Below are 18,775 nucleotides of genomic sequence, written 5' to 3'. Positions count from 1 at the left end.
ATTCAACATTAGCCGTTTTTTTGATCATTATAAATTTGATAATTATTTCTTCCTTTTTTCTTTGCTTCATATAAAGCTAGGTCAGCGTTTTTAAATAGTGTTTTTTCTTCTGAGTCAAATTGGTTGTAAAATGAGATTCCAATACTTGAAGTAATTTTTATTTTTTCATTGGCAATGATCCATTCATCACCGAGACATTGTTGGATTCTATCAGCCATTTCTACAACCTTTGTCTTTTCTGTCAACTCGGGTATTAATATAACGAACTCATCTCCTCCAATTCTTGCGAGGAAATCATTTTTCCTAATTGCTCTTTTAACGCGTTTGGCAAATTCCTTTAACACCTCATCACCAATGTCATGTCCATACGTATCATTAATTTCTTTAAAGTGGTCGATATCAAGTGCAAAAACTGAAAGTAACAGTTTAGATAGTTTTGCTTTTTCCATCTCTATTTTTAGACATTGTGAAAAGTAAGTTCGATTAGGAAAACCCGTTAATGGGTCATGGAGAGCTAACTCTTTTAACTTATCTTCATATTTCTTTCTTTCCGTGATGTTTTTATATGCAACTACACCTCCATCCCAATCACCATTCTGATCATAAAGAGGCGAAAATGAGCCAAGAAAATAAATCATTTCACCACTTTTTGGTATTCGTTTTACCTCATGAGAAGTCACTGTCTCGCCGTTTTTTACTCTTTCAATGAATTTTCTTAGGTCTTCTTTATCATCTTCAGGGATAAAACTGATGGACTTATCCTTTACCAGATCTTCTGCCTTCCAGCCTAATAATTTTTCAAATGCTTTATTAACTGATACAATATCTTCATTTTTATCAAATGTAAACATGACATCCGCAACACTATTCCAAACGAGCTCCAAGCGGTCTTTTATTCTTTGTATTTCATTTTCTTTCTCTCTTTGTTCTGTTAGATTACGAACAATGGCTAACAAATGAGTACACACACCGTCTTGATTAAACACAGGGGTGATCGTCGATTCCCAATAAATGATTCCATGATTATTGGTTTGCAGAAGAGGCGAAACAATAACCATATCTTCGTATTTGATTGGCTGTTTCTTTTCTATTGCTTCTTCGTATTTTCTCTTGATAATATGATAAGCATTGCTTGGAAGAACCTCTTCTATCGGCCTGCCAAAGGATTCATTTGTTAATCCGTAAAGGTCTTTAGCTGGTTTATTTAAAATAACATAGCTTAATGATTTATCTTGATTTACTTTTGTCAAAAAGACTAAATCAGTCATATTATTAATCAACTGATAAAATAGGTCGGGCCTATTCAAAATCTCTAAACTATATTTTTCAACCATAATTTTCGCCTTTCCATGATTAATTCTTATATATCCTTACTTTATTCTACACTTATTACTGTGAAAATATAAAAAGCTCACCCAAAACGATTATTGGGTGAGTCTTAACCATTAGTTTTTTTGACCTGTGTAGATATGAATCGCGTCCTTTAGGAACACTGCGGTACCAGGTTGTTCTTTGTCATAATAAGCTGTAAACCTTTCATCATCCACATACATTTGTGCTAGACCTGCATGGGCTTCTTTGCTATATTCCTTCCAATAATAAGTTAGCCATTGTTTGTGTAATTCGGCAGCTTTTTGAGCTAATTCTCCAGCGGGATCTCCTGTTTTAAATGCTTTAGCGAGTGTAGTGTGGATTTGTTCTGCTAAAGCTGTTACCTCTTGATATTGCTCCTCTGTCATGTTCATTACTTTTGCATTTGAAGCCTCCACACTTTCCTTGCCATATTTTTCACGAATTTCCTTCCCATACTTTTTCTCGTTATCTTCAACCATCTTTTTCTTAAAACCTTCAAATTTTTCTTTATTTGACATGGTTATTCTCCCTTCCGTAAGTGCTATCGTTTTATCGACATTGGCGATTAATAAATCTAGTCGTTCTTTTTTTTCGAGGAGTTTTTCACGATGCTCCCGCAGTGCTTTTGCCCCATCAAAAGAAGGCGCCGTTACAATCTCCTTGATGCTGTCCAAACCGACTCCTAACTCTCTATAAAATAGGATTTGCTGAAGAGTATTTACTTCCTCCTGTCCATAGATCCGATATCCTGATGAATTGATTCTTGCCGGCTTAAGAATTCCAATTTCATCATAATACCTGAGTGTTCGAGTGCTGACACCTGCGAGACTAGCTAGTTTTTGTATTGTATATTCCATGTGATCATCTCCTCATAAATAACCATACACCTTTACGCAACGTTAAGGTCAATACCTTAGTTTGCCTAATTTTCATAAAAAAAGGCATGTTTAATTGGGCTGTTGATTTGTGCTCCACTAAGGAATGCTTCTTCGAATAATCACCGCAGGGACAGGCCGTCTCTGCCTGTCCCGAGGCGCTTCGCTTTCCGCATGCGGTTCGAGAAGCCTCCTCGGCGCTAAACCGCCTGCGGGTTCTCCCCTATCCCGTCCTCCTGCAGGACATTGATTTACATCCTCGAATCTGCCCACGCACGAAGAAAATGCGATAGCATTTTCGAGGAGTCTCGCGCCTTCCGCACAAATCAACAGGTTACAAAAGCAACAGTTTACTTTAACGCAGCCAAAAATTAAAGCCAGCCATTGATGTGGAAGACAATGGCTGGCCAAACTTGTTATTCGATTTCTGCTAATGCTGTTTCCTGATACGCTTTAAAGAAAGAATCACAAAATGTGTCCCATTCTTCAGCGGCTTTCATTGAAGCTTCACTTACTTCTCCTAGAACTGGTCTTTGGAGTAGATCCTCCAGCTGATTTGAGAATTTGTCAATGGTTTCATGTGGTGCCCCATTTAATACATTACCGACAAAATCAGCTGGAGAATACCAATCTGCTACTCTCTGAAGATCCCGATAAATTTGGGTGAGAAGCAGATTACGCGGGCCTTCCCACTGTTCATTGACGACAACATCACGGAAAATTCTTGGAAGTGCGGAGAATTCCTCCATTACCCCATGACCAGCAAATATTGAAATGGCCTCTCGCAGTACTTCCGCTCCCTCATTTGTCGCACATATTTTTTGCAGTAAGACAAGTTCTCGTAAGTTAAATAGCTGTTTTCTAACTTCGATAGGATGATCAGATTTTATTCCTGGATTTAAAGGCTTCTCCAAGCGCAAGAAAAGATCATAAATTTTAAAAGCCCCTGCAGTTGTTCTTTTGGCGGCGTTTTCAATTTTCTTCAATTTGCTAGCGGCTAGCGGATAGTCCTTCACCTTTTTACCAAAGACTGTTCGGAAGTCACCATAAAGGTTGGCCTCTCTAGATGCCCGAAGCATAAATCCGGCACAGGCAATGCCAATCTCCAGCCTCGATAATGTAAGAACAATTCCCACCGCGACGGCAATCCCCTTGTCCTTAGGCCCAATCGGATAAGCTAATGCACCGTTATATTGAATTTCAGCTGTTGGCAATTCGGCAGTACCAAGCTTCCATTTTATCCGATTGATTTCGTAACCATTTCGTTTTTCCTTCTCCTTATCTCCGGGAAGCCATGCTGGAACGATAAATGTTGATACCTTGTTGGTCCCTGATATTTTTGCGGTCACAACTGAATACTCAGCATGAGCAGCGGAACAGAAAAACTTATTACCGTGTAGACGATAATTTCTACCGTCAGGTACGGCTTCAAGCACATTCGCAGGCAGGTCTGAACCTCCTTGAATTTCACTCATAAACTGAGCACCTATCGCAAATTCCCCATTTATCCCCTCTTTTGTATGTAGTAAAATTTCGTGAAGTTCTGGTATCTCATTATTGGGGAATTGATCAAGAAGTGCAATTAATCCATGGGAACAGGTTAATGGACAGGTCACTCCGCCTTCACCGATTTGGTGTGTCAGCATTCTTTTCACAAAGCTTTCCCAAGGCGGCATTTTACTCGAAAAAAGCCCTTCGCCAAATACTTCATTCTCTAGCTGATGTACTTCGAGAGGACGGACGATACGGTCAATTCGATGATTAAACGCATCATAATGAAGCATATAAGGACGAGCCTCAGGTCTCGCATTTCGTTCAGCTAATGTATTCCATTTAGAAGACACCCTAGGCGAAAAAGCGAGGATTTTCTCGTGAACCTGTTCAAACTGAGCCTCAGTATATTTCTTTACAACCTTTTGCAAAAATGGTTCATCACGATACCAATCCAAACCCTGACGTCTCGTAACAAATTCATCAAAACTATACGTATTCTTACCCCTCGTCTCCGTTTCATGCGAAGTTAAACTCATCCTAAGCCCACTCCTTTTTAATAATCATAATTTTCAGTCTAATTATAACATGACCGCCACAATAAAAAGAAACAGGATCAGCATCCTGTTTCAATTATTTTCCAAGGTGTCCATATGGGGTGGACAGTGTCCACGAGCGGTGACAGGCACCACTTTCATTTGAACCAGCCTTTTTCTTTGGATTGTTTGATGGCTTCGATTCGGTTTTTGACGTCTAGTTTGTCTAGGATGGTTGAGATGTAGTTGCGGACGGTTCCTGTTTTGATGCTGAGTTGTTCTGCGATTTCTTGTGTGTTTTTGCCATCGGCAACGAGTTCCAATACTTCTTTTTCACGATCTGTAAGTGGATTTTCTTCGGAGTAGACATCATCCATTAGCTCCGGTGCGTAAATCCGTTTTCCCTCCATAACACGACGGATGGAGCTTGCCAGCTCTTCGCTTGGACTGTCCTTTAATAAATAGCCTCTTACCCCTGCTTTTAGTGCACGTTGGAAATAGCCAGTCCGGGCAAAGGTGGTTAGAATGATCACTTTGCAGTTTAATCCTTTTATTTCTTCTGCCGCTTCCAGTCCTGTTTTCCCTGGCATTTCAATGTCCATTATACAAATATCAGGCTCATGCTTACGTACCAAAGCTACTGCTTCTTCCCCATTTGAAGCCTTGCCAACCACTTCCATATCCTCTTCCAAATTTAGAAGTGAACCGAAGGCGCCCAACAGCATCTGCTGGTCCTCTGCAATTACAATTCTAATCATTTTTACGCCTCCTCTTTATCTCTTGGCTTTACGTCATTGGGCACTTTAATTAATAAAGTTGTTCCTTCTTTTGTTAGAAGCTCTAAGCTGCCATTAATAAACTCCAGACGTTCTTTCATTCCTAAAAGTCCGCTGCCTCTGTTTTCATTATCACCTTCGCTTTTAAACACTCCATTATCATGGATGGTCATCACCATTTCCTTCCACGATTGCACAATTGATATAGAACAAGAAGTGGCGCCACTGTGTTTGACTACATTGTTTACTGCCTCTTTTAAGCACATGCTTAGAATGTTTTCGGTTAATAAGGGAACATTTTTTATGGAAATATCCTGGTTTCCCTCGAAGTTTATTTCAGCGGCCTTCAATATTTGTTTCACCCGTACAATCTCATCTTTTAACCGGATTCCTCTCATTGAAGACACCATTTTTCTCACTTCACTTAACGCTGTTCTTGCCGTTTGCTGCACGTCCTTTAATTCATTACGTGCCTGATCCGGGTCTTTTGTAATTAATCTTCTTGCTAAATCACTTTTTAATCCAATAAGCGAAAGCTTCTGGCCTAATGTGTCATGGAGGTCACGGGCAATCCGCTGACGCTCTTCTAACTTAACTAACTCTGAAATCCGCTTATTGGCATCCTCTAGCTTTTCTTCCAACTGCCCCATTTCTTTCTTGTTATGAATATTAAATGGAAGTAAAATGACGCTTATCCAAATGATGATGACAAAAGGCAATTGCTTTAGAAAAAGCTCATCCTGCTGGACAATACTGAAATTAATAGAGGCGGACGTACTTATTAAATGAATAAAATATAAGGTTAGAAAGGTAATTCGCTCTTTGATGTTTCCAATAAAATAGGAGAGAAAAAAGGCAAAATATACATAGCTAAAAAGACTGGTTGATGTAATCGAAATACCTATTAAGATGAAGGTCCAGAGATAAACGGGCCACCCCTTCGAAATGAATGCAATTCGATAGAAGATAAAAAAGAGAATGGTTAGGATGATCCCAACGATGATTTTAATAGGCGAGGATGTTTGAAAAATAAAATAAAATGGCAAAATGCAAAGAATGGTCCAAATATAAGGTGATATACCGCTATTTTTCTGGAATGTTATATACCTTTTTATCATAATAGAACCTCATTTTCAGCTTATAATAGTTTATCACCTTAATATTACCACAATTACCCACTATCTTCATTTACTACAATTTATTCGACTCTAACCTTATTTTAGAACAGAAATAACGACAAGCCCCATAACAGGGGCTTGTCGTTTCATACTTTCTCCGGTCTAAGAAACTTTTTCTGTTCTTTTACTAGAACCTTGATTTCCTTAAAGCCAACAAACTTCTTGTTTTGTTCATCGAAGAGACGGAATTTAAGCGAACTTAGACTTGTTGCTAATGTAATGGTCGGAACATTTTGCAAGGGCAGTGTATTATTATGCGCTTCCTCCAGCTTATAATTAGGTACTCTTGGGCTTAGGTGGTGAACATGATGGTAGCCAATATTTCCCGTTAGCCATTGTAAAACCTTCGGAAGCTTATAGAAGGAACTGCCTTCAAATGCAGCTTTTACATATTCCCAATGCTTATCTTCTTCAAAGTATGAATCTTCAAAGGTATGCTGCACATAAAACAGCCATATTCCCAGCGAACCTGATATTAAAAAGATTGGGCCTTGTACCAATAGGAATTGTTCCCATCCAATCGTTAAACAAAACAAAGCTATTAAAGCAGCAATCCCTGCATTGGTAATATAGGTGTTCATACGTTCATTGAACCGTGCACCTTTTCTATTAAAGCGGTTTTTAAGCAGGAATACATATATAGGACCTAATCCAAACATAACAAGGGGATTCCGATACAACCGATATTTTAATCTTTCCCATGTTGAAGAAGCTAAGTATTCATCCACTGTCAGTACCCAGATATCTCCCGTTCCCCGCTTATCTAAATTACTGCTCGTTGCGTGATGTACTGAGTGATCATGCTGCCATTGGTGGTATGGGAAGACGGTCAATATCCCCGTGATTGTTCCAAGAATTGTATTTGCTTTACGGTTCTTAAAAAAGGAGTGATGGCAGCAATCATGAAAAATAATGAAAGTCCGAACCAAAAATCCCGCTGCAAGGACAGAAATCCCCAAAGTTAGTATGTATGATATGGTAAGGCTCTGATAAGCAAGAAACCATAATAAAAAGAAAGGTACTAGTGTATTGATTATCTGCCAAATGCTTGCTCGTAAATTTGATTTTTCATAAGGTGCAACTTGTTTTCGTAATTTCTTTTGGTCTTGTTCCATCATAACGTTTATTCCCCTCTTTCATTTGTTGTAAAAAATTATAGCCCTAGTAAATCATCCTTTGTAGATATAGCTGTCATGACCAAGTCATGATAAATGTCATATTCCCCCTATTACGCAAGAGAGGAGAAGCTCATATTAGAGCCTCTCCTCCCCTCTCGGGCAATTATATTTTCTGCTTTTCACGACAATATTAACCCTATTTTTTAAAAATTTCACTATTTCATTCATGGTTTGTCTTATCCTTTGAATACATTTAACAAAGGGGGAATGGACATGAATCATTCGTTGACAACAGTTAGTTTCATCCGATATGCTGTTGCATTTGTCTTTATTACGTCAGGTATGATGAAATTATTCAGCACAGAACTTTTGGAAGTGTTTATCGGTTTAGGGCTGCCTTTCCCAGATATCCTGCTATATGTGACAGCCTTTCTAGAGATTATTTGCGGCATACTCATTTTACTTAATCGCAGTGTAAAAAATGCAGTTATCCCCCTAATTGGGATTATGATTGCGGCCATACTGCTAACAAAGCTCCCACTCATAACCGGCGGAATACTGCCTTTTGCATTTAAGGCGAGATTGGATATCGTCATGTTAATACTATTGTATATTCTTTATTCAAAATCACCTTCATAACGGCTTTTTCACCAGATTGTTTTACTCAATCTGGTTATTTTTTTATGGTAAAATGAAGAAAAATGGGGAAAGGGGAGAGTATTATTTTTATAAAAGAAAAGGTGAAAAATCTTCCCTCAACCCCTGGGGTTTATTTAATGAAAGATTCCCGCGGCTCTATTATTTATGTCGGCAAGGCAAAAAATCTTAAAAGACGTGTTCAATCCTATTTCCATCAATCAAAGGCACATCCGCAAAAGATTATAAAGCTTGTCAGCAATATTAGTGATTTTGATATTCTGTTAACAGACACCGAATTTGAAGCGTTTATGCTGGAATGTAAATTAATTCGCGAGATAAAACCGCTATTCAATAAAATGATGAAAAGTCCCCAATCCTACTCCTATATCGTCATTGATAGGAATAATGAGTTTCGTACATTTGGGATTACAAACAATCGAAATGACCAGGATGGAAAGCTATATTTTGGTCCATACCCAAGTAAGAATAGAGTTGAACAAGCAATTATTGGAATAAAGGAATCCTATAAAATCCTTTGCAGCAGCAACAAAAAAACTACGGCTCCCTGCTTAAATTATTCTTTAGGCTTATGTATTGGCATGTGTCGCGGGGGTACTGCGATTTCTGAGTATAATACAATACTGGAAAACATCATCGCATTACTATCTGGCATGGACATGGGTATTCTTGAAGAAATGAAGGAGCGCATGGCAACAGCTTCTGAGAATTTCGATTTCGAAGCTGCAGCAAAATATCGAGACAGGATTGAGGCTATTAACTTCTTATTAAAGAAGGAAAAAGCCATTGAATTCACAGAGAAAAGTAAAAATATAGCAGTTCTTGAATATTTAAGTGATGAAACTTTTAAACTTTTTCTTATTAAACGCAATAAAATCCTTTTTAGTAAGAGGTTTGATATTGATGGAACTTCTAGAGAACAACTTGGCAGGATCATTATGACACACTTTAAGGATGTTTCATTTATAGCCAACAAGGAACTTGATAGAGATGAAATTGACGAAGCTCAAATCATCTATAATTATTTAAAAAGCAGCAACTGCCGCTATAAGACGATTCCTGATAATTGGATTCGTAACCACAAAGATAAAACAATAGAAAATGCCGTAATGAAATTAATTTATAAAAATCAGACCATACATAAATAGCCCTCCATTGTCTTAATTAGACTGCGAGGGCTGTTTAATAGGCCAGACGATAAATTAAAAATCGCTCATTGGCATTATTCTCATATAAACCAGGAAGTTGAATTTCTTTTATTAATTCAAATAACGTATGGTTTTCTAAATAGTAGATATAATCCTCAGATGGATAATATAAAATCACGTCTACTTCCCGTTTAAATTTTTCTACCGAAACCAAAATATTATTAATGATTTTCCAAAAAATCGGGATCGTAAATGGGTTAAAAAAGTAAAAAGTGTTATCAAGAGGATTAATTTCATATTTCTCTGCCAAGCTGCATTGAAATTGAATCTCTCCTTTATTATCTTTCGCTTTTATTAAATAATTCGCTTTGTTCTCCATCGCTTCTTCGCATAGCTTTTCGTTCATCTCAATCCCTGTAACGGAAGCCTGAAATAGGTGATGAATAAAGAAGTTGAGTCTTCCTTTTCCACAGCCAAAATCAACGATATGGTCGCTGCTAGTTAATTCATATTCTTCGAATAATTTTTCAAGTGCACTATAGGGAGTTGGCTCGTAACGGTGATAATGGAAGGACTTGTTATATCCCCTTTGATTTCCTTCCGTTTCGATATTCAGCAATTCATCATAATTGTGTTCTTTCATTCATTCGCTCCTGCCTGCCCTCTCATTCATATGCGGAAGGGTCGATAAAAAAGTTATATCCTAAATAAACGATCATCCCAATTGCAGTCGTTAAAAAGCCCCATCCAAGAGTAACTTGCTGGATTACCAGATAGTTATTACACAATTGTACAGGTGACCAAATATATAACCATCCTAAGCCTATAAACAAAACGGTAAAACTAATAATAATCGAATTTTTCCCGAATGGATTGAGTTTTTTCCAACTGTCTCTTAAAGAAATTCCAGCTAAAAATGGTAAACTAATAAATTTAAATCCTTCTACAAGGTGAGAAGTTAATGCTTCATCCATTGTTCGCGGTAACATCCAGTATACCACGATAAGAACAAATAACGTAATTCCTGGAACCCCATTGCTGTTCCATTTTTCAAAAAATCCCGGAAATCGTTTTTGGAAAAAACGTGCCATTAACATACCCGCAATTACCAGCATCGGCATTTGCATATGCATATGGATGACCATAACAGATTCCATAAAGTTTGCAACAGGAGGAGCAACTAGGAAAATCCATAAAAGCATACCATAAAATGATTGATTCACAGCTTACTCCTCCCCTCTTTCTAGGATGTTAGTAACTTTTTGAGCAGCTTCGTCGATTTTTTTATAGTCCATTACATCAATTAGACTTCCTTTTTTATTCACTAAATAAAAAGCAGAATTATGAGCAAAATTCCCGTTCTCATCTGGAATTACAATGACTCCAAATGCTTTTAATAATGAATCTAACTCAGCCTGTTCCGGGATTCTTGCCATCCGCCAGGTTTCACCATCACTTTTAAAAAAGTCTTTGTACTTGTTTAATACAGCGGGTGTATCTCTTTGGGGATCGAAGCTTATGCTTAAAAAGACAATGTCTTCTCCTTTAACGCCACTCGGCAGTTTATCGTAAACTTGTTTCATATTATATTCTAATTCAGGACAAACCGTGGTACAGGATGTATAGAGAAATGTAATAAATACATATTTATCTTCAAATTCAGAGATTGAATATTTTCGTCCCATGCTGTCTTCAAGCGTAACATTAGGGAATTGAGGTTTATCATCTTTAAGCTGCTGCACTCTGGCAGTCTCGGCAGTAAATGCGGTGAATCCATCGGTTCCGATATAAAACAATCCAAGGCCAAAAATTAAGACGAGAAAAAATGAGATTTTCGTATACCTATTATTGATCATAGCGACCACTTCCAACTCTGTTTTCTTTTTTAAGCAGAAAGAGATAGCCCAAGTCTTAAGGCTATCTCTTTCTTTGTCAATGTCTAGCTCCTGCGCCTAGGGGCTCGGGGGCATAAGCCAATCCGTCAAGAAGGTTAAAGAGCAACCTTTATGCCGGCTCGTCTTATGCCTGTCGCCCCTGTGCACTAAGGAAAGCTCCTGAGAATATTCCTCGCAGGAACAAGCTGTGCTTGTTCCGAAGGCGCTTCCGCTTTTCTAATTACCACGTTTTAAAAGGTGGTGATCCTGGAGGTGCATTTACGATAAATTCGGTTAACGGGATTACATATGCCATTGCTACTACAATTAACATGATAACAATCCATAGGCCCCAGCGCTCTGTGATATAAGGGGTTTTTGTTGCGTTATCTTCTTCTTCAGCAATTGGGAATTCTGTTTCCCCTTTTGGTGCAAAGAACATCATATTGAATACGGCGTACACTTGAAGAATTACACCGATAATTAATAACGTACCGCCAACTGCTAATAACATTAAGTATGGGTCCCAGCCTAATGCTGTTGCGTGATCCCCATAAGTTGTGTAAGAAGTTCTTCTTGGTGAACCAAGTAAACCAACATAGTGCATAGCACCAGACATACAGATCATACCAACTGTCCAAATCCATGTTTGGATAACACCTAATCGATTGATTTGCGGCGTTAATACGCGGTTTGAAATAAAAGGAACTAACCAATAACTAATTCCAAAGAATGTCATAACCACTGACATACCTAATGTTAAGTGGAAATGTCCTACAATCCACATTGTATTATGAACAACTTGGTCTAATTGGTTTGTGCTTTGCGCAATACCGCCAGCTCCAGCTGGAATGAAGGCAACCATTGCAATAAATGGTGCTAGGAATCTGACATCGCCCCATGGCATTTTCTTCCACCAGCCGATTAATCCTCTACCGCCTTTTCTTCTAGCAGTACGCTCAAATACTGCAAATAGTGCAAATGCTGTCATAAGTGATGGGAATCCAATTGCCAAACTCATAAATACGTGCATGAATTTAACGACTTCATTAATACCTGGGTCAATGATTTGGTGATGGAATCCACCAGTGATGTTCATAATGACTAAAGCGATAATAACCACACGTGTTAGCATATCACTCCAGCGCTTTCCGCCGATCACTTTTGGTACAACTACGTACCAAGCAGAAACAGCTGTTAAATACCAGATATTAACCAATGTGTGTCCAAAAGCCCAGAACAGTGTACGAGCGACCATTACATTGATCGTGTCGACCCAGCCAAATACCCATGGAATAATCATAAATAATACTTCAACTGCTACGAACATTAGAGCGAAGAATAATAGAACGAATACACCAGTTGCAAAGTAAGATAGGATTGGAACATGTTGTCCTTTATGATTTTTTCTCCAATTCGCAACTTGGATAAATGCTCCAATACAGCATAACCAAACACCAACTACGATTAATGCTAAACCAATATAAAATACAGGATGTGCAGCCATCGGAGGATAGAAGGTGTACATAACCGATGCTTCATTCATTAAGATTGGGATAACAGCTAATACAAATCCTACAAGCTTAACGAAGAAACCGACCCAAGCGAGTTTTCTTACTTTTGGAAGTAGCCCCCCTAAGTTATGAGAAAGTGTTGCATAAAAGTATCCAATGGTAAAGAATGCTGTTAGCACGAGGATTAGTAATAATCCGTGTGCAGTCAGTACTTGGTAATAATTAAACCAAGTTGGTAACTCTAACAATCCTGCTCTGTTTAATCCTTGTAATAATCCTAAAAATCCACCAACTAATAATGCGATAAATGCTACTGCTATATATGATTTCGATAATTTTGCATCCTCTGGGTGATATCCCAGCATTTTATTTGCTTTGTCTTTAATACCTACTTTTAAATCTGCTTCCATTTTCATCAAATATCCCCCCTTATTTAACCGTAATCGTTGTACTCATTACTTGGTGACCCGCACCACAATATTCATTACATATAACTAAATAATTTCCTGGCTTATCAAATGTTTGGGTGATTTTTTGAATATGCCCTGGCATAACCATTGCATTGATATTTGTTCCAGCAACTTCAAATCCGTGAACAACATCCTTTGAAGTCATAATAAATGTAACCTTTGCCCCAGCTGGGATTTCAATATTGTTTGGAGTAAAACCAAACGCTTGTAGCGTCATAACGACTTCATATTCATTGTCGCCAACTTCCTTCACTCCTGGGTTATCGAATGGTGCCGTTTGATCAACCTTTTGAGGATCAATCGTTTCCATATTACTTGGTGGTCCCATTTCTAGTGCAAAAGCTTGGTAACCAGTGATTAACATGAATCCCATGATGATACCAAAACTTATTGTAAGCCATATTTTTTCATCAAGATGCATTTTCATCTCTCTTATCCCCCTTATATCCTGGCCATATAAAGACCGTATAGAACTATATACGTAGCAACAATCACGACTCCAACCACTGTTACGGAAATCCATGTTCCTTTTAGCGGTGCTTCATGCTCTTCTTTTTTACCTTTATGAGTAACCTTTGTAGCTGCCATCGAAAAATCAACCCCCTTAATTTGTTCTTACCCTTATAATAATTGCGACTGATTCTCAATGAAGTGAACTGAATCACATTGTGTCATTTTGATGTTTTAAAAGTGACAAACTTATGAACAACAAAAAAAGGCTATCCCCACTAAGTCAGCAGGGACAGCCTTTTTTAAAAATAGTTATCCATTTTTTAGAACAGGGGCAGTGTAACAATTATCATTGTCAGGAATAATATCGTTACATAATTGACTGAATACAGAAAAATCACATGCGCCCATTTTAGGTCATTTTTCGTAAAAAATCCGCTAATACTTACGACTAACCATCCTACGTTAAGTATCGTTGCAATAACAATAAATGGTGTACCAAGAGGCATTAAGTAAAAAGGTAAGGGAAGTAAACATGCGACATATACGACAATTTGCCGTTTTGTCATTTCAAACCCATGTACAACAGGAAGCATGGCAACACCTGCCGCTTTATATTCCTTACATTTCTTCATCGCAATCGCAAAGGTATGTGGCATTTGAAAGATAAATAAGATCAGAAACAATATAATTGGAACAATATGATTGCTAGATTCAATGGCTGCCCAACCGATTAATGGGGTAACAGCTCCTGACACACTCCCGATTACCGTATTAAGGGTATATCTTCGCTTTGACCACATCGTATACAAAATCACATAAGTGAACCATCCTACGAATGCATAAATGGCCGCTTCCATTGTAGTAAAGAGTAACAGGATTAAACCCAGTATAGTCAAAACAATTCCCATTGTTAAAACAACGTTTAATGGGATATTTCCCGTTACCGTTGGTCTATTTTTCGTTCGATCCATAATAGTATCAATATCAACATCATACCAATTATTAAGAACGAGAGCTCCTGCCATAACCATTGTACTGCCAACAATCGTTAGTAAAAATACTTCCCAATAATCACTAAATGAATGATTAGTAAAATGTAATGCTAACCAGAAACCGGTAAAAACAGGCAGTACATTTGCAATTAACACACCTGCTTTAAAAAGTGATTTTAGGTCAGAGATTAAGCTAGAGGAATTTCGTTCATCTATTAAAAGTTCTTTCCCAGCCTTCTGAAAAGAAGATATTTCATTTTTACTCATTTTTCACTAAACCTCCAGACATAATTCCTTCCCTACTATTAAATCATACATCAAATCCTTTTGCATGATATGAATCACTTTTTAGATTAACACTTACCATCCTCGTCCTGCACCGCCGCCGCCAGAAGAACCCCCGCCGCCCCCTCTTGAGCCGCCTCCGCCTCTTCCACGCGAGATGATAGAAAGCAGAAGATAGGTGAGTGTCCCTCCAAAAAACTTAAAATCAAGAAACACTACAACGACGATAATAATGATGAGCAGCCAAGAGGGGATTCCTAATCCTTCATCAGCAGTAGTCTGTTGTGCTTGCCTTTGGGGTGCCTGCAGTCCCCCTCCTTGACCATATTCGGCTAAAACTTCATTCGCCAGTGTCTTATAAGTTTCTAGGATCGCTTTGTTTGGCTGATCATTTTGAAGGTAAGGAATGGCATGTTCATCAAGAATTCGCCCTGCTTTTCCATCAGGGATTCGTCCCTCAAGACCATAGCCAACTTCGATCCGAATTAAACGATCAGTGACGGCAATAACCAGCAAAACTCCATTGTTTTCTTTTTCATTTCCAATCCCATATTGTCTGAAGGCTTCATTTGCATATTCCTCAATCGTGTTTTCTCCAATGGTATCCACCGTTAACACAGAAATTTGTGCTGTTGTTTGATCTTCTACTGTTCTTCCTAAATTTCTAATTTCCGCTACTTCGGTTTGAGTTAGTACCTTAGCAAAATCTTGGACATAAATATCGCCAATCGGAGCTGGCATTTTGATATCCTTAGCATATGCTCCACCTTGAAATAGGAAGAATAGTAAAAAAAGAAGGCTGAAGACCAATTTCGGTTTCATTCCCCATTGCCTCCAAAGTCTACCTCAGGGGCTTCTGCCGCTTTAGGATCAGCTGTGAAATATTCCTTTTCATCAAAACCCGTCATCCCTGCTATAAGTGCACCTGGAAATCGTTTTATTTTTTTGTTATATACTGCAACCTGATCATTGTAATCTTTTCGCGCAACTGAAATTCTGTTTTCAGTTCCAGACAGCTCATCCATTAATTGCGTAAACTGCTGGTCTGCCTTTAGATTCGGATAGTTTTCAACTACTACGAGCAATCGGCTTAATGCTCCGGTTAATTCAGCATTTGCTGATGCTTCTTCTTCCACTGTATTCGCTCCTGCTAATCTTGCACGTGCATCCGAAATCGATGCAATCACTTCTTTTTCATGAGATGCATAGCCCTTCACGGTATTCACAAGATTTGGTATTAAATCCAGCCTTCTTTGAAGCTGATTTTCAATCTGCGCATATGATTGGTCTACATTTTCTTCAAGGGTAACAAAGTTGTTATAACTCGACATTAACATAACGCCAAGTAAAACAATTGCAGCAACAATTATTCCTATAATCATATATCCTTTTTTCATTGTGAACACACTCCTTTCCTATAGTATGCATCACAACCTATTCGAAATATGAAAAGCTGCGAGGATTTATTAGATCCACACAGCTTTGGAGTTACTTCTCTTTATTGTCATTCAATTCATCGATAAGTTGTTTGGTCCTTTTCGCATTTCCCTCAGCAAAGTTTTCAAACCGATCTTTTAATTCATCATCGTCGTGAATCCGCTCAGCCGCTATTAGATAGGTCCTCATTAAATCTTCTTCTATCTCAATCGAATGTTCAAGAATTTCTTCTAGATTATTTTTTTCATCTTCATTTTTCCCTTTAAAAATATTTGCAGTCAAAGCATACAACCTCCTCTAAGGTGAGAAAACTAATACTCTTCCACGGTCGCAATATAAGGTAAATTTCTATACTTTTGTGCGTAGTCGATTCCATAACCGACGATAAATTCATCTGGAATCACAAATCCAACGTAATCCACTGGTAATTCCACTCTTCTTCTTTCAGGCTTGTCTAAAAGAGTGCAAATTTTTATCTGTTTCGGTTTATGCATATTCAAATGGTCTTTCAAAAAATGCAAGGTTAATCCGCTGTCTATGATATCTTCAACCACCACGACATTTTTATTCGTGATATCCTCATCAAGATCCTTTAATAGTCTTACCTTTCCAGTTGTTTCTGTTTGGTCACTATAACTTGATACCGAAATGAAATCGACGTTTATATTTCCCTTCATCTCACGAATCAAATCTGCCGCGAATACAAAGGAACCTTTAAGTACAACGATTAACATGATTGGCTCATTGTTAAAATCTCTTTCAATTTCCTCTGCTAATTCTTTCACTCTTTGTTTTATTTCCGTCTCCGAAATCATTGTATCTTTCACTCTATAGGGCACTAATCATACCTTCTTTCTAAAAAATCCTGCTAACTCCATTATTATTCCAAAAAATAATACTGAATACAAATTTCAGAAAGACTAGTTGATATAGTTTTTACTAAACACTTCTTTTTTCCGTAACTGCCTCACTTACCATCTTGTACATACTTTCAACTCCCTCTTCAGAAGCTTCAAAGCTATATGCATTCTCGATATTAATTCCAAGACTGTCTGCTTCTTTCTCGGCATCAATGTTTGCTCCCAAGAAGATAAATTCCCAATTATATTTCTCCTGCTGATGCTTAATTAACTCTTTCACTTTTTTGTAGGTGAATTCCCTGCTGGCATTTTCAAAACCATCAGTAGTGATTACATAAATAACCTTACCAGGTCGATCGGCCTCATTTGTTTTTGATAATCGATAACCAACATCTAGAATTGTTTTTCCTACCGCATCAAGCAGGGCTGTACACCCCCTTACAAAATATTCTTCCGTTGTCAGCTTAACTTTTTCTGCCTCAGCACCATTCCATACAACCTCATATTGATCATCAAAAAGAACACCTGTGACCAATGTTTTACCTTCTAATTTTCTCTGATTTTCAATAAAAGCATTAAACCCGCCAATCGTGTCACTTTCAAGTCCTCCCATAGATCCGCTTCGGTCGAGAAGAAAAATAATTTCTGTTAGATTACTGTTCATATCTACCATCCTTTCAATTGCGTTTATATTATAATAATAGATGAGTTCATCCATTATTTGGTCGCTTGGCGGGCGACATATTTGGAGGTAGTTATGTTAGATAAAGAGCTATTACTAGAATTACAGTCATACATAGAAAGTCATTTGAAACTCCAAATTCTTCAACCCTTTGAATCACCAAGCTTTCAAAAATCAGAAGAGTTCCAAAATATTGAAATCGAGGACTTCATTAAGATTAAACGCCAGCCCACCTTTAACCAGACATTGTTCCGTTATATTGATAAAAAAGGCGCCAGTGACTCAGATATTTATAAACGTGCCGGAATCGACCGCAGGCATTTTTCAAAAATACGCTCGAATCCCGAATATAAGCCTGGAAAGAAAACAGTTATCGCTCTAGCGCTGGCACTCCAACTAACAAAAAAAGAAACAGATAAATTATTAAGTTCCGCTGGTTACTCTTTATCTGACAGTGATACCTTTGATTTAGTCATCCAGTTCTGTCTCGAAAAAAAAATATATGATTTTTATGATATCAATCAGGCGTTGGACTATTTTAGTTTAAATCCACTGATATAAAAAAAGGAAAAACCAGACTAATATCGAATTAATCGGATAGAATGGTATTTGTGCATAGCATTTAAGAGGAGTGAAGAAAATGCCAGTAAATGTTTATCTTGTTTTTAATGGTAATACCCGTGAAGCAGTAGAATTCTATTCGAAAGTTTTTAAAACGGAAGCACCGCAAATTATGACCTTTGGTGAACAACCGCAACATCCTGATTACCCTATGCCAGAAGAAGCAAAAAATTTAATCATGCACACTCGACTGAACATCGATGGAAGTACGGTTATGTTCTCTGACAATTTCCCTGGATCACCATTTATCGAAGGCAACAACGTGACATTGGCGTTAGTAAGTAAAAATTTGGATGATATCCAATCTTGGTATGATCAACTAAAAGAAGGCGGCACTGTTACAATGGAACTTCAAGAAACCTTCTGGGCTAAACTCTATGGCCAGATAACAGATAAATTCGGAATTCACTGGCAGATAAGCCATGACAGCGGAGAATATGGCAGTTAAATTTTCA

The 18,775-nt window shown here is 37.9% G+C and carries 22 protein-coding genes; 4 read left to right on the top strand and 18 right to left on the bottom strand.

Annotated elements, in window-relative coordinates:
- Positions 1-8 precede the first annotated feature (8 nt).
- The 6 genes from QNH48_RS06240 to desA form a co-directional block, all read right to left on the bottom strand.
- On the bottom strand, positions 9-1,334 hold the full coding sequence (locus QNH48_RS06240; protein ID WP_283954229.1) for a sensor domain-containing diguanylate cyclase: 1,326 nt from the start codon (positions 1,332-1,334) through the stop codon (positions 9-11).
- 111 nt (positions 1,335-1,445) lie between these two features.
- The gene (locus QNH48_RS06235; protein WP_283954228.1) at positions 1,446-2,210 is read right to left on the bottom strand and encodes a MerR family transcriptional regulator; all 765 of its coding nucleotides are present in this window, start codon (positions 2,208-2,210) and stop codon (positions 1,446-1,448) included.
- Between the two features lie 434 nt (positions 2,211-2,644).
- The gene (locus QNH48_RS06230) at positions 2,645-4,258 is read right to left on the bottom strand and encodes an acyl-CoA dehydrogenase family protein (protein ID WP_283954227.1); all 1,614 of its coding nucleotides are present in this window, start codon (positions 4,256-4,258) and stop codon (positions 2,645-2,647) included.
- A gap of 155 nt (positions 4,259-4,413) precedes the next feature.
- Entirely contained in the window at positions 4,414-5,013 is a 600-nt protein-coding gene (locus QNH48_RS06225; protein WP_133370523.1) for a response regulator transcription factor, read from the bottom strand.
- A gap of 2 nt (positions 5,014-5,015) precedes the next feature.
- Positions 5,016-6,149 carry a sensor histidine kinase gene (locus tag QNH48_RS06220; RefSeq protein WP_283954226.1) on the bottom strand — a complete coding sequence of 378 codons (1,134 nt, stop codon included), beginning with the start codon at positions 6,147-6,149 and terminating at the stop codon, positions 5,016-5,018.
- A 146-nt stretch (positions 6,150-6,295) separates the two neighbouring features.
- On the bottom strand, positions 6,296-7,327 hold the full coding sequence (gene desA / locus QNH48_RS06215; protein WP_283954225.1) for a Delta(5) desaturase DesA: 1,032 nt from the start codon (positions 7,325-7,327) through the stop codon (positions 6,296-6,298).
- Between the two features lie 273 nt (positions 7,328-7,600).
- On the opposite strand from desA, the gene QNH48_RS06210 reads away from it, so the two are divergent.
- The gene (locus QNH48_RS06210) at positions 7,601-7,966 is read left to right on the top strand and encodes a DoxX family protein (RefSeq protein ID WP_283954224.1); all 366 of its coding nucleotides are present in this window, start codon (positions 7,601-7,603) and stop codon (positions 7,964-7,966) included.
- A gap of 137 nt (positions 7,967-8,103) precedes the next feature.
- Complete coding sequence (locus QNH48_RS06205; protein WP_283954223.1) at positions 8,104-9,132, top strand: UvrB/UvrC motif-containing protein; 1,029 nt, start codon at positions 8,104-8,106, stop codon at positions 9,130-9,132.
- 34 nt (positions 9,133-9,166) lie between these two features.
- On the opposite strand, the gene QNH48_RS06200 is transcribed toward QNH48_RS06205, so the two are convergent.
- The 12 genes from QNH48_RS06200 to QNH48_RS06145 all read right to left on the bottom strand — a co-directional run bounded on the left by QNH48_RS06200 (position 9,167) and on the right by QNH48_RS06145 (position 17,681).
- Positions 9,167-9,775 carry a methyltransferase gene (locus QNH48_RS06200; RefSeq protein WP_283954222.1) on the bottom strand — a complete coding sequence of 203 codons (609 nt, stop codon included), beginning with the start codon at positions 9,773-9,775 and terminating at the stop codon, positions 9,167-9,169.
- 22 nt (positions 9,776-9,797) lie between these two features.
- Positions 9,798-10,355 carry a hypothetical protein gene (locus tag QNH48_RS06195; RefSeq protein ID WP_283954221.1) on the bottom strand — a complete coding sequence of 186 codons (558 nt, stop codon included), beginning with the start codon at positions 10,353-10,355 and terminating at the stop codon, positions 9,798-9,800.
- Between the two features lie 3 nt (positions 10,356-10,358).
- Entirely contained in the window at positions 10,359-10,988 is a 630-nt protein-coding gene (locus QNH48_RS06190) for an SCO family protein (RefSeq protein ID WP_283954220.1), read from the bottom strand.
- A 259-nt stretch (positions 10,989-11,247) separates the two neighbouring features.
- On the bottom strand, positions 11,248-12,930 hold the full coding sequence (locus QNH48_RS06185; RefSeq protein ID WP_283955700.1) for a cbb3-type cytochrome c oxidase subunit I: 1,683 nt from the start codon (positions 12,928-12,930) through the stop codon (positions 11,248-11,250).
- 19 nt (positions 12,931-12,949) lie between these two features.
- Positions 12,950-13,417 (bottom strand): cytochrome c oxidase subunit II, encoded by a 468-nt coding sequence (locus tag QNH48_RS06180; protein WP_133370517.1) that lies wholly within the window; start codon positions 13,415-13,417, stop codon positions 12,950-12,952.
- A 14-nt stretch (positions 13,418-13,431) separates the two neighbouring features.
- Positions 13,432-13,578 (bottom strand): hypothetical protein, encoded by a 147-nt coding sequence (locus QNH48_RS06175; protein ID WP_165979194.1) that lies wholly within the window; start codon positions 13,576-13,578, stop codon positions 13,432-13,434.
- 185 nt (positions 13,579-13,763) lie between these two features.
- Positions 13,764-14,702, bottom strand: a complete 939-nt coding sequence (gene cyoE / locus QNH48_RS06170) for a heme o synthase (protein WP_283954219.1) — start codon at positions 14,700-14,702, stop codon at positions 13,764-13,766.
- Positions 14,703-14,795: 93 nt separating this feature from the next.
- A complete protein-coding gene (locus tag QNH48_RS06165; protein ID WP_283954218.1) occupies positions 14,796-15,542 on the bottom strand; it encodes a TPM domain-containing protein in 747 nt (248 codons plus the stop codon).
- Entirely contained in the window at positions 15,539-16,117 is a 579-nt protein-coding gene (locus QNH48_RS06160; protein ID WP_283954217.1) for a LemA family protein, read from the bottom strand. The genes QNH48_RS06165 and QNH48_RS06160 overlap by 4 nt, the downstream gene beginning before the upstream one ends.
- Positions 16,118-16,208: 91 nt before the next feature.
- A complete protein-coding gene (locus QNH48_RS06155) occupies positions 16,209-16,439 on the bottom strand; it encodes a hypothetical protein (protein ID WP_283954216.1) in 231 nt (76 codons plus the stop codon).
- Between the two features lie 29 nt (positions 16,440-16,468).
- The gene (gene hpt / locus QNH48_RS06150; RefSeq protein ID WP_481858485.1) at positions 16,469-16,972 is read right to left on the bottom strand and encodes a hypoxanthine phosphoribosyltransferase; all 504 of its coding nucleotides are present in this window, start codon (positions 16,970-16,972) and stop codon (positions 16,469-16,471) included.
- A 124-nt stretch (positions 16,973-17,096) separates the two neighbouring features.
- Positions 17,097-17,681: a vWA domain-containing protein gene (locus tag QNH48_RS06145; RefSeq protein WP_283954214.1), complete on the bottom strand. Its 585-nt coding sequence runs from the start codon at positions 17,679-17,681 to the stop codon at positions 17,097-17,099.
- A gap of 93 nt (positions 17,682-17,774) precedes the next feature.
- Between QNH48_RS06145 and QNH48_RS06140 the strand changes: the two genes are divergently transcribed.
- Both QNH48_RS06140 and QNH48_RS06135 read left to right on the top strand, forming a co-directional pair.
- Positions 17,775-18,260: a hypothetical protein gene (locus tag QNH48_RS06140; RefSeq protein ID WP_283954213.1), complete on the top strand. Its 486-nt coding sequence runs from the start codon at positions 17,775-17,777 to the stop codon at positions 18,258-18,260.
- 79 nt (positions 18,261-18,339) lie between these two features.
- Entirely contained in the window at positions 18,340-18,768 is a 429-nt protein-coding gene (locus QNH48_RS06135; protein ID WP_283954212.1) for a VOC family protein, read from the top strand.
- Positions 18,769-18,775 lie beyond the last annotated feature (7 nt).

The organism is Neobacillus sp. YX16, from assembly GCF_030123505.1.
GTDB lineage: Bacteria > Bacillota > Bacilli > Bacillales > Cytobacillaceae > Neobacillus.
This window is presented reverse-complemented; position numbering and strand designations above follow the sequence as displayed.

What these genes read in the sequence shown, in the direction of transcription:
- QNH48_RS06190 (WP_283954220.1), bottom strand. Translation starts at nt 10,988, where the DNA reads ATGATCAATAATAGGTATACGAAAATCTCATTTTTTCTCGTCTTAATT.
- QNH48_RS06175 (WP_165979194.1), bottom strand. Translation starts at nt 13,578, where the DNA reads ATGGCAGCTACAAAGGTTACTCATAAAGGTAAAAAAGAAGAGCATGAA.
- QNH48_RS06180 (WP_133370517.1), bottom strand. Translation starts at nt 13,417, where the DNA reads ATGAAAATGCATCTTGATGAAAAAATATGGCTTACAATAAGTTTTGGT.
- QNH48_RS06140 (WP_283954213.1), top strand. Translation starts at nt 17,775, where the DNA reads ATGTTAGATAAAGAGCTATTACTAGAATTACAGTCATACATAGAAAGT.
- cyoE (WP_283954219.1), bottom strand. Translation starts at nt 14,702, where the DNA reads ATGAGTAAAAATGAAATATCTTCTTTTCAGAAGGCTGGGAAAGAACTT.
- QNH48_RS06185 (WP_283955700.1), bottom strand. Translation starts at nt 12,930, where the DNA reads ATGGAAGCAGATTTAAAAGTAGGTATTAAAGACAAAGCAAATAAAATG.
- QNH48_RS06235 (WP_283954228.1), bottom strand. Translation starts at nt 2,210, where the DNA reads ATGGAATATACAATACAAAAACTAGCTAGTCTCGCAGGTGTCAGCACT.
- QNH48_RS06160 (WP_283954217.1), bottom strand. Translation starts at nt 16,117, where the DNA reads ATGAAAAAAGGATATATGATTATAGGAATAATTGTTGCTGCAATTGTT.
- QNH48_RS06230 (WP_283954227.1), bottom strand. Translation starts at nt 4,258, where the DNA reads ATGAGTTTAACTTCGCATGAAACGGAGACGAGGGGTAAGAATACGTAT.
- QNH48_RS06200 (WP_283954222.1), bottom strand. Translation starts at nt 9,775, where the DNA reads ATGAAAGAACACAATTATGATGAATTGCTGAATATCGAAACGGAAGGA.
- hpt (WP_481858485.1), bottom strand. Translation starts at nt 16,972, where the DNA reads ATGATTTCGGAGACGGAAATAAAACAAAGAGTGAAAGAATTAGCAGAG.
- desA (WP_283954225.1), bottom strand. Translation starts at nt 7,327, where the DNA reads ATGATGGAACAAGACCAAAAGAAATTACGAAAACAAGTTGCACCTTAT.
- QNH48_RS06165 (WP_283954218.1), bottom strand. Translation starts at nt 15,542, where the DNA reads ATGAAACCGAAATTGGTCTTCAGCCTTCTTTTTTTACTATTCTTCCTA.
- QNH48_RS06225 (WP_133370523.1), bottom strand. Translation starts at nt 5,013, where the DNA reads ATGATTAGAATTGTAATTGCAGAGGACCAGCAGATGCTGTTGGGCGCC.
- QNH48_RS06135 (WP_283954212.1), top strand. Translation starts at nt 18,340, where the DNA reads ATGCCAGTAAATGTTTATCTTGTTTTTAATGGTAATACCCGTGAAGCA.
- QNH48_RS06205 (WP_283954223.1), top strand. Translation starts at nt 8,104, where the DNA reads ATGAAAGATTCCCGCGGCTCTATTATTTATGTCGGCAAGGCAAAAAAT.
- QNH48_RS06240 (WP_283954229.1), bottom strand. Translation starts at nt 1,334, where the DNA reads ATGGTTGAAAAATATAGTTTAGAGATTTTGAATAGGCCCGACCTATTT.
- QNH48_RS06145 (WP_283954214.1), bottom strand. Translation starts at nt 17,681, where the DNA reads ATGAACAGTAATCTAACAGAAATTATTTTTCTTCTCGACCGAAGCGGA.
- QNH48_RS06220 (WP_283954226.1), bottom strand. Translation starts at nt 6,149, where the DNA reads ATGATAAAAAGGTATATAACATTCCAGAAAAATAGCGGTATATCACCT.
- QNH48_RS06210 (WP_283954224.1), top strand. Translation starts at nt 7,601, where the DNA reads ATGAATCATTCGTTGACAACAGTTAGTTTCATCCGATATGCTGTTGCA.